The organism is Streptomyces sp. NPDC053542 (assembly GCF_044544685.1).
In the GTDB taxonomy this organism is placed as follows: domain Bacteria; phylum Actinomycetota; class Actinomycetes; order Streptomycetales; family Streptomycetaceae; genus Streptomyces.
The window spans coordinates 107,800-121,639 of sequence record NZ_JBITXL010000007.1 but is presented as its reverse complement, the minus strand read 5'-3'; the positions used below and the strand labels follow the sequence as shown (position 1 = coordinate 121,639).

12 protein-coding genes are annotated in these 13,840 nt (G+C 72.4%); 5 read left to right on the top strand and 7 right to left on the bottom strand.

Going from position 1 to position 13,840, the window contains the following annotated elements; all coding sequences use genetic code 11:
* Nucleotides 1-23 precede the first annotated feature (23 nt).
* A complete protein-coding gene (locus tag ACIGXO_RS21040; protein ID WP_399788808.1) occupies nucleotides 24-1,235 on the bottom strand; it encodes a DUF2254 family protein in 1,212 nt (403 codons plus the stop codon).
* Nucleotides 1,236-1,510: 275 nt separating this feature from the next.
* Between ACIGXO_RS21040 and ACIGXO_RS21035 the strand changes: the two genes are divergently transcribed.
* Genes ACIGXO_RS21035 through ACIGXO_RS21025 form a run of 3 tightly spaced genes read left to right on the top strand, consistent with a single transcriptional unit; the run spans nucleotide 1,511 to nucleotide 4,891 of the window.
* Nucleotides 1,511-3,448, top strand: a complete 1,938-nt coding sequence (locus ACIGXO_RS21035) for an alkyl/aryl-sulfatase (RefSeq protein WP_399788806.1) — start codon at nucleotides 1,511-1,513, stop codon at nucleotides 3,446-3,448.
* A 22-nt stretch (nucleotides 3,449-3,470) separates the two neighbouring features.
* The gene (locus tag ACIGXO_RS21030; protein WP_399788803.1) at nucleotides 3,471-4,676 is read left to right on the top strand and encodes a cation:proton antiporter; all 1,206 of its coding nucleotides are present in this window, start codon (nucleotides 3,471-3,473) and stop codon (nucleotides 4,674-4,676) included.
* Nucleotides 4,670-4,891 (top strand): hypothetical protein, encoded by a 222-nt coding sequence (locus tag ACIGXO_RS21025; protein WP_399788800.1) that lies wholly within the window; start codon nucleotides 4,670-4,672, stop codon nucleotides 4,889-4,891. The genes ACIGXO_RS21030 and ACIGXO_RS21025 overlap by 7 nt, the downstream gene beginning before the upstream one ends.
* Nucleotides 4,892-4,907: 16 nt before the next feature.
* Here the strand turns inward: ACIGXO_RS21025 and ACIGXO_RS21020 are convergent, their stop codons facing one another.
* Nucleotides 4,908-6,293 carry a peptidase C39 family protein gene (locus ACIGXO_RS21020; protein WP_399788797.1) on the bottom strand — a complete coding sequence of 462 codons (1,386 nt, stop codon included), beginning with the start codon at nucleotides 6,291-6,293 and terminating at the stop codon, nucleotides 4,908-4,910.
* A 146-nt stretch (nucleotides 6,294-6,439) separates the two neighbouring features.
* Here ACIGXO_RS21020 and ACIGXO_RS21015 point away from each other — a divergent pair, with 146 nt between their 5' ends.
* Entirely contained in the window at nucleotides 6,440-7,102 is a 663-nt protein-coding gene (locus ACIGXO_RS21015; protein ID WP_399788794.1) for a uridine kinase, read from the top strand.
* Nucleotides 7,103-7,464: 362 nt separating this feature from the next.
* Nucleotides 7,465-9,348 (top strand): AAA family ATPase, encoded by a 1,884-nt coding sequence (locus ACIGXO_RS21010; protein ID WP_399788791.1) that lies wholly within the window; start codon nucleotides 7,465-7,467, stop codon nucleotides 9,346-9,348.
* Nucleotides 9,349-9,388: 40 nt separating this feature from the next.
* On the opposite strand, the gene ACIGXO_RS21005 is transcribed toward ACIGXO_RS21010, so the two are convergent.
* The 5 genes from ACIGXO_RS21005 to ACIGXO_RS20985 form a co-directional block, all read right to left on the bottom strand.
* Nucleotides 9,389-10,495, bottom strand: a complete 1,107-nt coding sequence (locus tag ACIGXO_RS21005; protein ID WP_399788788.1) for a hemolysin family protein — start codon at nucleotides 10,493-10,495, stop codon at nucleotides 9,389-9,391.
* Nucleotides 10,492-11,847, bottom strand: coding sequence for a hemolysin family protein (locus ACIGXO_RS21000; protein WP_399788784.1), 1,356 nt, complete (start codon nucleotides 11,845-11,847; stop codon nucleotides 10,492-10,494). Before ACIGXO_RS21000 ends, ACIGXO_RS21005 begins: the two co-directional genes overlap by 4 nt.
* A gap of 274 nt (nucleotides 11,848-12,121) precedes the next feature.
* Nucleotides 12,122-12,571 carry a PH domain-containing protein gene (locus ACIGXO_RS20995; protein WP_399788781.1) on the bottom strand — a complete coding sequence of 150 codons (450 nt, stop codon included), beginning with the start codon at nucleotides 12,569-12,571 and terminating at the stop codon, nucleotides 12,122-12,124.
* A gap of 73 nt (nucleotides 12,572-12,644) precedes the next feature.
* On the bottom strand, nucleotides 12,645-13,493 hold the full coding sequence (hisG, locus tag ACIGXO_RS20990; RefSeq protein WP_399788779.1) for an ATP phosphoribosyltransferase: 849 nt from the start codon (nucleotides 13,491-13,493) through the stop codon (nucleotides 12,645-12,647).
* A 50-nt stretch (nucleotides 13,494-13,543) separates the two neighbouring features.
* Nucleotides 13,544-13,816: a phosphoribosyl-ATP diphosphatase gene (locus ACIGXO_RS20985; protein ID WP_030251465.1), complete on the bottom strand. Its 273-nt coding sequence runs from the start codon at nucleotides 13,814-13,816 to the stop codon at nucleotides 13,544-13,546.
* Nucleotides 13,817-13,840 lie beyond the last annotated feature (24 nt).

Here is a 13,840-nt window from a genome sequence, read left to right as displayed (position 1 = left end):
CCCGGTCCACCCACGGGGGATGGTCATCCGGGGCCGTGCCGCTCCGGCCGGGTCGCCACGCGGTTCAGCAGTGGGTCGGGCAGTGCTGCGGCGGCCAGGCGCTCCAGCGCCTGCCGCCGTTCGGTGACGGTCGCCTTCCGGTCCTCGGCCGTGGCGACGTGCAGCCGGTGGAGCAGACCGTGCAGACGCCGGACGACGAGCGGGTTGCCGGAGCCGTAGAGGAGCGTTTCGTCGAGCGCCAGGGAGACCAGGTCCGGCCACTGCGGGCCCGGGCAGGAGACCCGCGGCCGGCCGGTCCCGTCGAGCAGCCAGGCGGGGCCGAGCGGGCGGTCCGCCAGCCGCAGGAGCACGTCCTCGATCTGGTCGAGTGCCTGCGCCGCCGTGGTGGGGTCGTTGACGGCGGGCGACAGCGCTCTGACGGAGATGTCGGCCAGCAGGCGGACGCCGTAGGCCGCGTCCTGTTCCACGCCGCGGCTGGGGCCGTAGCGGACATGCCTGGCGGCACGTCGGGCCAGCCTGCGGTGCCGATCGGTGACCGGGCCCTGGACCCGCAGCCGGGCGACCGTCGTGTCCGACCTGATGAAGTCGCCGACGGAATACAGGAAGTGGACGCGGACGTCGTGCCGGGCGGCGAGGCGGGTCAGGGCGGATTCGTCGACCGAGAAGAGGGTCGCGGGCCGGCCCCGGTACACGAGGGGGACCGTTTCGCCGCGGTGCGACCGTCCGGTGTCCTCGGGCGCGGCCGGTGGTGCGGCAGCGGGATACATCTGGTCGATGACGGTGCGCAGCCGGGCTCCGATGGCGCGGGCCAGCCCGCCGCCGGTGACCGCGTGGCGGAGCGAGGCCAGCAGGTGGAGGACGGCGACGGCGTCGACGAGGACGAGACCGACGGCGACCGTCACGCTGAGCCGGGGCACGTCGGGCCCGCGGACGTGGCTCAGTGCCACCAGCGCGTACAGGGCGGTGCCCACCAGCAGACCGAACAGGACGAGGTAACGGCTGAAGTGGCCGAGGGCGGCGACGAGCCGGGGCGACATCGCCTGAACGGTCTGGACGACGAGGGTGATGGCCGTGACGACGAAGCCGGCAAGCGTGATCATGCTGCCGGCGATCGCCGCGAGTGTCGCCTGTGCCGTGGAGGCGTCGAAGCGAAGCCCCCCGACCGGCAGGTGCCCCTCCCAGCGCGGCAGCACCCACCCCAGCAGCGCTCCGGCGGCGACCAGGAGCAGTGCCACCCCGTGCCGGCGGACACCCCGGACGCGACCCCACCCTCCGCCGCCGTACGGGAGACGCGTGCGTTGCGGCATTGTCACGGCCCGAGCATGGACCGGCACAGGTCTCCGTGGCCAGCCGGTGAGGACCGCTGGTGTGAGATGACCGGTGCGATGACCGGCGAGGTGATCAGTGGGATGTCCGGCCGGTGCCGTACTTCCCTCGGACGGTGTACACCCGGTAGTCCGGAAGCAACACCCGGGTGAGAGTGGTACGGGCCGCCTTCGAGGGAGACGAGATGCTGCGGAACGACCAGACGTCGCGGAACGACCGGATGGTGCGGAACACGGAGCCCAAGCCCGCGGAGCCGGTCATCGCACGGGCAAACCAGGCGGTCCGGCAGCGCTTCCCCTTCGACGACACCCAGGACCTGGAAGACGCGCGCCGCGGCTTCATGGGCACGGCGCGGGAGAGCGTGATCAGTGGCGCGGACGGCCGCTCGGTGTGGGATCTGGGTGCGTACGGGTTCCTCGGCCAGGACTGCCCGGACACGGCCCACCCGAGCCTGTGGCGGCAGAGCCGGCTGGTCTCGGACCACGGGCTGTTCGAGGTGGTCGAGGGCATCTACCAAGTACGCGGCTTCGACCTGTCGAACATGACGCTGGTGGAGGGCGAGCGGGGCGTCTTCGTCATCGACCCGCTGATCTCGGCCGAGACCGCGGCCGCGGCCCTCGCCCTGTACCGGAGCCACCGGGGAGACCGGCCCGTCACGGGCGTCCTGTACACCCACAGCCACATCGACCACTTCGGCGGTGTGCACGGCGTCGTGAGCGACGAGGAGGTCGCGGCGGGGCTCCCGGTGATCGCGCCCCAGGGGTTCCTCGCCCACGCCGTCAGCGAGAACGTCTACGCCGGTACCGCCATGGCCCGCCGCGCGGCCTACATGTACGGCGCCGCGCTGCCGAAGGGGGCACGCGGACAGATCGGCGCGGGGCTCGGCCAGACCACCTCGACCGGCTCGGTCGGCCTGATTCCGCCGACCCTGGACATCACCCGCACCGGGCAGACGGAGACCGTCGACGGCATCCGGATGGTCTTCCAGCTCACCCCCGGCACCGAGGCCCCGGCAGAGCTCAACATCCACTTCCCGGACCACGCGGCGCTGTGCATGGCGGAGAACGCCACCCACAACCTGCACAATCTGCTCACCCTGCGCGGCGCGCAGGTCCGTGACCCGCGCGTCTGGGCCCAGTACCTCACCGAGGCCATCGAGCTCTTCGCCGACTCCTCCGACGTCGCCTTCGCCTCCCACCACTGGCCCGTCTGGGGCCGCGAACGCGCGCTGACGTTCCTGTCGGTCCAGCGCGACCTGTACGCCTACCTCCACGACCAGACGCTGCGCATGCTCAACCAGGGGCTGACACCGCTGGAGATCGCCGAGCGGATCGAGCTGCCGCCGGCGCTGGAGCGGGCCTGGCACACCCACGGCTACTACGGCTCCGTCAGCCACAACACCAAGGCCGTCTACCAGCGGTACCTGGGCTGGTTCGACGGCAACCCGGCGCATCTGTGGGAGCACCCACCGGTCGAGGCGGCCCGCCGGTACGTGGAGTTCATGGGCGGCGCCGAGGAGGTGCTGCGCCGGGCCCGCCGGTCGTACGAGGCGGGCGACTTCCGCTGGGTGGCCCAGGTCGTCAACCACGTGGTGTTCGCGGAGCCCGACAACGCGGCGGCCCGCGCCCTGCAGGCCGACGCCCTGGAGCAGCTCGGATACGGCAGCGAGAACGGCACCTGGCGCAACTTCTACCTCACCGGCGCGCTGGAGCTGCGCGAGGGCCCGATCGGCACACCCACTACGTCCTCGTCCCCCGACCTCCTCGGCGCCCTCACCCTCCCTCAGCTCTGCGACGCCCTCGCCATCCGCGTGGACGGGCCGCGCAGCTGGGACGCGGACATCACCGTGCGCTGGAACCTCACGGACGGCCCGCCCCTCACGCTCCGGCTGCGCAACGGTGTCCTCACCCATGTCACCGGCCGCGGTCCCGCCGCGGCCGAGCCGGACGTCGGCATCACCCTCGACGAGGCCACCCTGCGCGCCGTACTCCTGGGCGTCACCGGCCCCGCCGAACTGACCGCGCGGACGGACGTCGAGGTGACCGGCGACCTGGGCAAGGTGACCGAGCTGCTCGGCCATCTCGCCGCCCCGGACCCCGATTTCGCCATCGTCACCCCGTAGCGCGGCGACGCGGCAGCGGCTCATGAAGCATCCGGAAACCCTCGTCCTCATCATGGCCGCCGCCGTGCTGGCCCCGCTCCTCGCCCACGGCGCGGCCCGCCGGGTCCGCGTTCCCCTGGTCATCTTCGAGATCGCCCTCGGCATCCTCATCGGCCCGGACGTCCTCGGCTGGGCCCACTCCGACCAGGTCATCGACACCCTCTCCGATCTCGGACTGGCGATGCTGATCTTCCTCGCCGGGTACGAGATCGATTTCGCCGCGGTCCGCGGCGACACCCTGCGCCGCGCCATGGGGGCCTGGCTGGTCTCCCTCGCCGCCGGCATCGGGCTCGCCCTCCTGATCAGCGGCGGGGAGGTCTTCCAGAGCTTCGTCATCGGCACCGCGCTGACCAGTACGGCCCTCGGCACGGTCCTGCCGATCCTGCGCGACCGCGGGGAGCTGCGGGGCCGCTTCGGCACCGTGATGTCGGCGTTCGGCGCGGTGGGTGAGTTCGGTCCGGTGGTCGCCGTGGCGCTGCTGCTCAGCGGGCGCCGGCCGGGCGAGTCCGCGGCCCTGCTCGCGGCGTTCGGGGCGATCACGGCCGCCGCCGTCTTCTGGGCGCTGCGTCCGCGGCCGCCCTGGTTCTCCCGGCTGGTCGAGCGGACCCTGCACAGCAGCGGTCAGTTCGCCGTCCGGTTCGTCATGCTGCTGCTCGCCTGCATGCTGGGGCTCGCCGCGGTGTTCGGCCTCGACGTCCTGCTCGGCGCCTTCGCCGCCGGTGTCCTCACCCGTCTCGTGCTGCACGGCGCCGCCCCGGGGAGCAGCGCGGAGGTGCTCGGCAAAGTGGAGGCCATGGGATTCGGCTTCCTGGTACCGCTGTTCTACGTGGTCACCGGCATCGAGTTCGACCTGCACGCGCTGCTGAGCGACCTGGGCGCCCTGCTCCTGGTGCCGGTCTTCCTGCTGCTCTTCCTGCTCGTCCGCGGTGGACCGGTCCACGCCCTCGCGCCCCGCGACCTCGGCCGCCGGGACCGGACCGCCCTGTCGCTGTTCGCCTCGACGTGCCTGCCGCTCGTCGTCGCGATCACCACCATCGGAGTGGACCAGAAGGTACTGGGAACGGACCGGGCCGCCGCGATGGTCGGCGCCGCGATGCTCTCCGTTCTCCTCCTGCCCCTCCTGGCCATGAGACTCCGCGGCCGAGCGGAGTCCGCACCCCGATCCGCGGAGGACGCCGAGGCGTGGTGAGCGCCCGGGCCGGCCTCGACACACCCGGCGGCGACGAGTCGCTGTGGCGCTACCGGGAGCGGCTGGTCGAGGCCGTGGCCGCGCACGATGCCGAGGCGGCGGCCGCCATCACCAACGAGTCGCTGCCCTCCCAGGCCACGAAAACGATAACGGCCGGCGCCCGGCGGTCACCCGCCCGACGCCGGCCGCTGCCCTGCGGAGGCTGGATCCAATGACTGACTGCCGGCCCGCCTACGGACAGATCCCCAGCTCACTCAGCACGCGGCGCTGGGTCGGGGTGGGCTTGGCGGGGAAGTAGAGGTAACACACGCCGCCGGTCCCCGACTTCACGGCGCCGCTGGCGTCCTTGCGCTTGGTGCGGAGCCAGATCACTTCCCACTGGCGGCGGTTGTAGACGTGGCGGACGGCGACGTTGGTGGGGGAGTTGGGCTCGTTGGCGATGATGTCGCCGGACTGGGTGAAGCCGATGACCGTCATCAGGTGGCCCGAGGTGCCGTAGCCCGCGCCGTCCAGTTCCGAGGCGATGAAGGACTGGGAGGTGATGACGGGGATGCCGACGTGGATGAGCTTCTCGACGTCGGTGAGGGAGTTCAGGCGCGTCACGACGCCCTGGAGGTCGTGGTACGTCGCGGCATAGGCGGCGTTGAAGGGCCAGTTGCCGCAGCCTTCGTACTGGTAGTCGAACGTGTAGCGGGCCGCGTGGCAGACCTGGGGGTCGGAGTAGGCGGGGTTGACCCAGGCCAGGTCCTCGGGGGTGGGCTTGCGGCCCCAGGACTCGATGATCATCTGGGAGGAGGTGGGGCTGCACCACGCCTCTCCCCCGTTGTCGTACTCGGGGTACTGGCCCTTGTGGATCTCCTGGGAGTAGCGCGGCACCGCGAGCTCCCGGCCCCTGGCGATGCCCGGCTTGGAGGCCGGGACCGTGAAGCGGTCGGGGATGTCGGAGCCCATGGCGCCCACCCGCCACACCGTGGGGGTGAGGTCCGTACCGGGCTTGCGGTACAGGGTGAGGCGGAGCTCGTACGAGACGATGCGCAGGCCGGACGCCGGGCTGTCGACGGAGAGCGTGTCGGTGTAGACCGTGCTCTTGTTGTCGGTCTGGTCGTCGACGGACGTACGGCGGATGTCGTTGTCGCCCGCGGCCCAGCGGCCCATGACGTACCAGGGCGTGCGGGATTTGTCGGAGTACATGCCGCGCAGCTCGATGGCGATCCAGGTGCCGGCCGGGGTGTGCGCGTTCCAGGACGCGATGAGCTCCGTCGCGGGGACCTTCAGCTGGTGGACGGGCGAGGTCCAGGTCGCGTACTCCCAGGTGGAGGTCTTGTTGAGGTGCGGGTCGCGGTAGTCGATGGTGCCGATCGGGACCGCGATCTGCACTCCGGGGCGCGTGCTGGGCTCGATGCGGGTGCCGTGCCCCGAGCCCGCGAGCCAGTCGGCGGTGGAGGTCCAGCCGCGGTAGTCCACGAGCGAGGCGGCGGCGGGGTGGCCGGCCGTGGAGTCGTCCGGGTCAGGGGTCCCGGAGCGGCTCGCGGCGTACGCGGGCAGGGGGGTCGCGGCGCCGGCGGCGACGGCGAGGGCGGCAGCCAGCACGGTGCGGCGGGGCGCGTATCTGGTCATGGGCTTCATGTCCCCCAGTCGGGTGCGGGATGAGCGTCACGGCAGTCGTGGCTCAACTATCTCCGCACGGGACGCCATTCGGCCAGCGGTTCGACGCGCGTCGCACGCCGAATTATTGGTGTGGACCACTGTCGTACGCTGGCGTGATGGAAGGCGCCATGGATCAGGACCTGGCCGCGCTCGCCGCGCGTCTGCGCGGGCTGCCGCCGTCGTGCGGACCGGTGCGGCTGATCGCGGTGGACGGGCACGCGGGGTCGGGCAAGAGCACGTTCGCGGGGCGGCTGGCGGCGGCGCTGGGCGGCGGGACGACCCCGACGGCCGGCGAGCCCGCGACGGGCGGCGGCCCCTTCGATGACACCGGGCCCGCCGCCCCCGTACTCCACCTCGACGACCTCGCGACGCACGACGAGCTCTTCGCGTGGACCGACCGGCTGCGGGAACAGGTGATCGGGCCGCTCTCCGAGGGGAGGAGCGCGCGGTACGGCGTGTACGACTGGGTGCGCCGGAGCTTCACGCGGGAGCGCACGCTGGCGCCCGCTCCGGTCGTGCTTCTGGAAGGCGTCGGAGCGGGCCGCGCCGCACTCCGCCCGTATCTGGCGTGCCTGCTGTGGATGGAACTGCCCGGCGAAACCGCCTGGGCACGCGGGCGGCGGCGGGACGGGCCGGGTCTCGCGACCTTCTGGGATGGCTGGATTCCGGCGGAGCGCGCGCACTTCGCGGCGGATCCGTCCCGGCCGTACGCGGACTTTCTGGTGACACAGGGACAGGTGGGGTACACGTGGCACAAGGGACCGGTGGACGCGCGTTGACTCCCCCATTCCTTCACGCTCGGTGACGGACGGCGGCCGGTGCACCGAGGACGGCCGACGGGCTCCCGCCGAGTGCCTCAACTCGGCTTGACCTGGGGGCCGTACAGGACTTACGTTCTCAATGTGCGGTTCTGACGGACCGCCCGCAGTCGCGAAGCCCCCGGTTGTTCCCCCGTGATCGGGGGCTTCGTTCTGCCCTCAACTCGCAATTTTCCGCGCTTCGCGCCGCATCCCCCTCACCCTCGGTCACCGGCCCCTTCGCGCCGCCGAGTCCCCGCTTCCCCCCTGCGCCCCTCTTCGGCCGCCTCGCGACCGCAGGTACGATGCGGGCACGGCGCGGGGGATCATTTGTGGGGGACAGGATGGATTGTGGCGCGCAGGGCACGGCGGCCCCGGCCGAACTCGCCTGGCTGCGCGCGGTCGACGCGTACACCATGGGCGCGTACGCGCAGGCCGAGGAGGAGTTCCGGGCCGCGGTGCGGATCGACCCCTCGATGGCGGACGCCTGGCTCGGGCTGCACGCGCTGCGCGCCGACACCACCACGGCGCTGCTGCGGATGTACCGGCACCGCGACCGCTTCGGCGAGCAGCGCGCCCGCCACCGCCGCACCCTGAACTCCTGGTACTGGCTGGGCTGGTGGGTGCAGCCGGTGCTGGAGTCCGGCCGCGACCTGCTGCTCGCGCACGCCTCGCACTGGCTGGACGGCCGGCACGTCGCCGAGCTGGACCAGGCGCTGGCCGGCTGCCCGCCGGTCGACGCCGACCCGCAGGTGCGTTTCCTGCACGCCTGCCGCGCCTACCTGGTCAAGGACTGGGAGCAGCTCGTACGGCACACCGAGCCGCTGATCGACGACCCGCTGCTGGGCATCGAGGCGGGACTGTTCGGCGGCATGGCGCGGGTCCGGCTGGAGATGTACGGACAGGCCGAACCGCTGCTGTCGGCCGCCCTGATGCGCTGCCGCAGCGAGCAGCCGCAGCGCAAGGAACTGCGGTACTGGCTGGCGCGGGCGCACGAGGGCACGGGCCGCAGCGCCGCGGCCCTCCCGCTGTATCGAGCCGTTCACCGCGTGGATCCGGCCTTCATGGACACCGCGGCCCGGCTCGCGGCCATCGCCGAGTGCGACGGCCTGGAGGAGGGCGCGGACCTGGCCGCGGTGCCGGCCGGGCTCGGGCAGGAGAACGGCGGCGATCTGGACCCGCTGGCGCCGCTGGACCCGGTGGACGGCCGGGAGTTGCTGGCCACCGCCGATCCGGAGGGCCCCGACGGGGACCTGCTCGGATCGCAGTCCGCCGGCGCCGCGGGCCCCGCCCGCGCCCCGCGCGTGCCGGAACAGCGCGGCACCGACCAGCTGCCGACCGGGCCCGCCGACCCCGTCCTGCTGGAGCAGGCGCTCCAGGAGCTCGAGCGGATGGTGGGGCTGGAGCCGGTGAAGCGGCAGGTCCGGGCGCTCTCGGCACAGCTGCGGATGGCACGGCTGCGCGCCGGACAGGGCCTTCCCGTACAGCCGCCGAAACGGCACTTCGTCTTCTCGGGCCCCTCGGGGACGGGCAAGACGACCGTGGCACGGATACTCGGCCGGGTCTTCTACGCGCTGGGGCTGCTGGGCGGCGACCATCTCGTGGAGGCCCAACGGGCCGATCTGGTGGGCGAGTTCCTCGGCCAGACGGCGGTGAAGGCGAACGAGCTGATCGACTCGGCGCTGGGCGGCGTGCTCTTCGTCGACGAGGCGTACTCCCTCTCCAACTCCGGCTACACCAAGGGCGACGCGTACGGCGACGAGGCGCTGCAGGTGCTGCTCAAGCGCGCGGAGGACAACCGCGACCGGCTGGTGGTGATCCTCGCCGGGTATCCGGAGGGCATGGACCGGCTGCTGGCCGCGAATCCCGGCCTCTCCTCGCGCTTCACCACCCGCGTGGACTTCCCCAGTTACCGCCCGCTGGAGCTGACGGCCATCGGCGAGGTACTGGCGGCCGACAACGGCGACCACTGGGACGAGGAATCGCTGGACGAGCTGCGCAGCATCGCCGGGCACGTCGTGGACCAGGGCTGGATCGACGAGCTGGGCAACGGCCGCTTCCTGCGCACGCTGTACGAGAAGAGCTGCGCCTACCGCGATCTGCGGCTGTCGACGTGGTCGGGCACGCCGTCCCGCGAGGACCTGGCCACGCTGCGGCTGCCGGACCTGATGCAGGCGTACGGCGAGGTGCTGTCGGGGCGGGGACCGGCGCCGGACCCGGGGCCGTAAAGCCGCAGGCCCGGGCCGCCCCGCCCGCTCCTACAGGGGATCAGCCCGCCAGCGCCCGGTCCCCCGGCTGGAGATCCCCGGCCCCGCGCGGCTCGGCGATGCGCGCCGGTGCGATCTCGCCGCGGTGGGCGGGATCGCGTACCTCACCGACCAGCTTCTCCAGTACGTCCTCCAGCGCGACCAGGCCGAGCACCCGGCCCGCGCCGTCGGAGACCGCCGCGAGGTGCGAGGCGGCCCGGCGCATCGCCGTGAGCGCGTCGTCCAGCGGGAGTTCGGCGCGCAGCGTGGTCATCGGGTGCCAGATCCGCTGCGGCACGGCACGGTCCCGCTCCTCCAGGTCCAGTACGTCCTTGACGTGCAGGTAGCCCATGTACGCACCGCCCGGCGCGGACACCGGGAAGCGTGAGAAGCCCGTCTTCACGGTCAGCTCCTCGACCTGCCGAGGCGTGACGGACGGGTCGACGGTGACCAGGGCCGCGCGGTCGATCAGTACGTCGGTGACCGGGCGGCGGCCCAGCTCCAGGGCGTCGGAGAGGCGCTCCTGCTCCCCCGGGTCCAGCAGCCCGGCCTGGCCCGCGTCCGCCACGAGGTGGGTGAGCTGCTCGGTGGTGAACACCGCCTCGACCTCGTCCTTGGGCTCCACGCGGAAGAGCCGCAGGATGCCGCGGGCGCAGGCGCCCAGCAGGGCGGTGACCGGGCGGCACATCCGGGCGAAGACGACGAGCCCCGGGCTGAACCACAGGGCGGTCTTCTCCGGCGCGGCCATCGCGAGGTTCTTCGGCACCATCTCGCCGATGACCAGGTGCAGGAAGACCACGAGGGCCAGCGCGATGGCGTAACCCAGTGGGTGGATCAGCGCTTCGGGGAGGTGCACGGCGTGGAAGAGCGGCTCCAGCAGCCGGGCCACGGTCGGCTCGGCGACCGCGCCCAGCGTCAGCGAGCAGACGGTGATGCCGAACTGCGCGGCGGCCATCATCTGCGGGAGGTTCTCCAGCCCGTACAGCACCCGCTTCGCCCGCTTCGAGCCCTCGGAGGCGAGCGGCTCGATCTGGCTGCGGCGCACGGAGACCAGCGCGAACTCAGCGCCGACGAAGAAGCCGTTGGCGAGCACGAGGAGGGCGGCGAAGAACAGCTGCAGTGCGCTCATCGGACACCTGCCGTCTCGCCGGCCCGCTCGGCGACGGCGCCCTGCGGCGCCCCGGTCCGTATCAGGCGCACCCGGTCGGCACGGTGGTGGTCGACCAGCCGCACCCGCAGCCGCCAGCCGTCCAGTTCGGCGGTGTCCCCGGGGGCGGGGATCCGGCCGAGTACATGGGCGACCAGTCCGGCCACGGTCTCGTACGGGCCGTCCGGCGCGCTCAGGCCGATGCGGCGGAGCGTGTCGACGCGGCAGCCGCCGTCGGCGTCCCAGGCGGGGTGGCCGTCCTCGGCGGGCGCGAGCACCAGTTCCGGCAGGTCCGCGTGGTCGTGCTCGTCGCGGACCTCGCCGACCAGCTCCTCGACGATGTCCTCCAGGGTCACCACGCCGGCCGTGCCGCCGTACTCGTCGACGACCACGGCTATCGGCTGCTCGCTGCGGAGCCGCTCCAGCAGCGGCTGGACGGGCAGCGACTCCGGGACCAGCAGCGGGGCGACCGCTATCCGGCCGACGGGGGTGCGCAGCCGTTCGTCCGCGGGGACGGCGAGCGCGTCCTTGAGGTGGACCATGCCCACGACCTCGTCGATCCGGGTGTGGTAGACGGGGAAGCGGGAGAGGCCGGTGGCGCGGGTGAGGTTCAGGACGTCCTCGGCGGTCGCGGAGGACTGCAGCGCGGAGACCCGTACCCGCGGGGTCATCACGTTCTCCGCGGTCAGCTCGCCGAGCGCGAGGGTGCGCACGAACAGGTCGGCGGTGTCCTGCTCGATGGCGCCGGCCTGCGCGGAGTGCCGGGCCAGCGAGACCAGTTCGCCGGGGGTGCGCGCTGAGGCCAGCTCGTCGGTGGGCTCGACGCCGAGGGACCGTACGAGGCGGTTGGCCACGGTGTTGAGCAGCGAGATCACCGGGCGGAAGAAGCGCGAGAAGGCGTTCTGCGGGCCCGCGACGAAGCGGGCCACGGTGAGCGGCTTGGAGACCGCCCAGTTCTTGGGGACCAGCTCGCCGATCACCATCTGAACGGCGGAGGCCAGCAGCATGCCGATGACCACGGCGATGCCGGGCACCGCGCCGGCCGGCAGGCCGGTGGCCGCCAGCGGCCCGCCGAGCAGGTCGGCGAGGGCGGGCTCGGCGAGCATGCCGACCACCAGCGAGGTGATCGTGATGCCCAGCTGGGTGCCGGAGAGCTGGAAGGAGAGCTCGCGCAGCGCGGTGACGACCGTACGGGCACGGCGGTCACCGGCCTCGGCGGCCCGCTCGGCGGCCGCCTTCTCCACGGTGACGAGGCCGAACTCCGCGGCCACGAAGAAGCCGTTCGCCAGGATCAGCACAAAGGCCGCGGCGAGCAGCAGCAGAGGAACTGTCATGCCGCCGCCTCCATCGTGCACGGGACGGCCGCGGGGTGCGGGCGGCGTCCGGGAGGGGCGGCGCAGGTACTACAGGACGATCCGTCCATTGCTGGAAGGAGTCACTCCTCGGGTCGCAGGGTCCCCCGCGAAGGGGGCGGGGCACGCACGGCGCGGCCCCGGGCTACAGAGTAATCAGGCCGGGCGTGGCACGGGGAGAGCCGACGGACGTGCGGTACGCCGCACCGCGCGGCCCGGCCGGACCGTGCGGACGGACGGGACGGGCCCCGTCCGGTCAGCGGTCGTGGCCGCCGGAGCCGTGTGCCTCGGCCAGTGCCCGCAGGGCACGGGCGTCCTGGACGGCCTGTTCCTTGGCGATGCCGGGCTGGATGCCCATGGCGGGCAGGCTGGTGCCGTCGGCGAGGTCGAGGTGGACCCAGGAGTCGCCGACGCGGAGGTTCACCCGCACGACTTCGGCCCAGGCCAGCTCGCGCTTGGTCGTGAGGTTGACGACGGTCACGCCGCGCACGGTGGCGACGACCTTGGGCCGCGCGAGCAGCAGCAGGACGGCCAGTACGAGCAGCCCGGTGAACACGAAGCTGATCCGCTCGCCGCCGCTGAGCGCCGGCAGCAGGAACGCGACGACCGTGAGGGCCACCAGCTGGGCGATGCCGACGACGTACAGGACGGCACGGGTGCGGGCGGGCCGGAAGGTCACCGGGAGGTCGGGCAGAGGCGCGGACACGTCGTCGTCTTCCGTGGCGGAGGGTGGCGGCGCGGACCGTACGCAAAGGTACGTACGGCCCGGCCGTACGGGGTCAGAGGCGGCAGGCGTGGATGCCAGTCGTCAGGATCGCGCGGGCGCCGAGGTCGTAGAGCTCGTCCATGATGCGCTGGGCGTCCTTGGAGGGGACCATCGAGCGGACCGCGACCCAGCCTTCGTGGTGCAGCGGGGAGACGGTCGGGGACTCCAGGCCCGGGGTGAGGGCCACGGCCTTCTCGACCTGGTCGACGCGGATGTCGTAGTCCATCATCACGTACCGGCGGGCCACCAGGACGCCCTGCATGCGGCGGAGGAACTGCTGCACCTTCGGGTCGTCGGCGGGGGCGCCCTTGCGGCGGATCACGACCGCCTCGGACTTGAGGATCGGCTCGCCGATGATCTCCAGGCCCGCGTTGCGCAGCGTCGTGCCGGTCTCGACCACATCCGCGATGATCTGGGCGACGCCCAGCTGGATGGCGGTCTCCACCGCGCCGTCGAGGTGGACGACCGAGGCGTCCACACCGTTGTCGGCGAGGTGCTGCTTGACCAGCCCGGAGAAGGAGGACGCGATGGTCATCCCGCCGAACTCGCTGACGTCCTTGGCGGTACCCGGCAGGGTCGCGTAGCGGAACGTCGACCCGGCGAAGCCGAGCTGCATGATCTCCTCGGCGTCCGAGCCGGAGTCCAGCAGCAGGTCACGGCCGGTGATGCCGATGTCGAGCTTGCCGGAGCCCACGTAGACGGCGATGTCGCGGGGGCGCAGGAAGAAGAACTCGACCTCGTTGTCGGCGTCGACCAGGACCAGCTCCCTGCGGTCCTTGCGCTGCCGGTAGCCGGCCTCATGGAGCATCGCCGACGCAGGCTCGGACAGTGAACCCTTGTTGGGGACGGCGATGCGCAGCATGAGAGAGCTTCCTTTGTACGAGGAGATGGGTGAGCGGTGGGTGATGCGGATCAGAGGTGGGCGTAGACGTCGTCAAGGCTGATGCCCTTGGCGACCATCATCACCTGGAGGTGGTAGAGGAGCTGGGAGATCTCCTCGGCGGCGGCGTCGTGGGATTCGTACTCCGCGGCCATCCACACCTCGGCGGCCTCTTCGACGACCTTCTTGCCGATCGCATGGACGCCGGACTGGACCAGCTCGGCGGTGCGGGAGGTGGCGGGGTCGCCGGTGGCGGCCTTCTGCTGGAGCTCGGCGAAGAGCTCCTCGAACGTCTTCTTGGACATGGTGATACCCACCCTAGCGGTCGC

Bases quoted from the DNA above. Each gene is read 5' to 3' on its own strand.
- ACIGXO_RS21000 (WP_399788784.1), bottom strand. From the start codon at position 11,847: ATGACAGTTCCTCTGCTGCTGCTCGCCGCGGCCTTTGTGCTGATCCTG.
- ACIGXO_RS21010 (WP_399788791.1), top strand. From the start codon at position 7,465: ATGGATTGTGGCGCGCAGGGCACGGCGGCCCCGGCCGAACTCGCCTGG.
- ACIGXO_RS21035 (WP_399788806.1), top strand. From the start codon at position 1,511: ATGCTGCGGAACGACCAGACGTCGCGGAACGACCGGATGGTGCGGAAC.
- ACIGXO_RS20985 (WP_030251465.1), bottom strand. From the start codon at position 13,816: ATGTCCAAGAAGACGTTCGAGGAGCTCTTCGCCGAGCTCCAGCAGAAG.
- ACIGXO_RS21005 (WP_399788788.1), bottom strand. From the start codon at position 10,495: ATGAGCGCACTGCAGCTGTTCTTCGCCGCCCTCCTCGTGCTCGCCAAC.
- ACIGXO_RS21020 (WP_399788797.1), bottom strand. From the start codon at position 6,293: ATGACCAGATACGCGCCCCGCCGCACCGTGCTGGCTGCCGCCCTCGCC.
- ACIGXO_RS21015 (WP_399788794.1), top strand. From the start codon at position 6,440: ATGGAAGGCGCCATGGATCAGGACCTGGCCGCGCTCGCCGCGCGTCTG.
- hisG (WP_399788779.1), bottom strand. From the start codon at position 13,493: ATGCTGCGCATCGCCGTCCCCAACAAGGGTTCACTGTCCGAGCCTGCG.
- ACIGXO_RS21030 (WP_399788803.1), top strand. From the start codon at position 3,471: ATGAAGCATCCGGAAACCCTCGTCCTCATCATGGCCGCCGCCGTGCTG.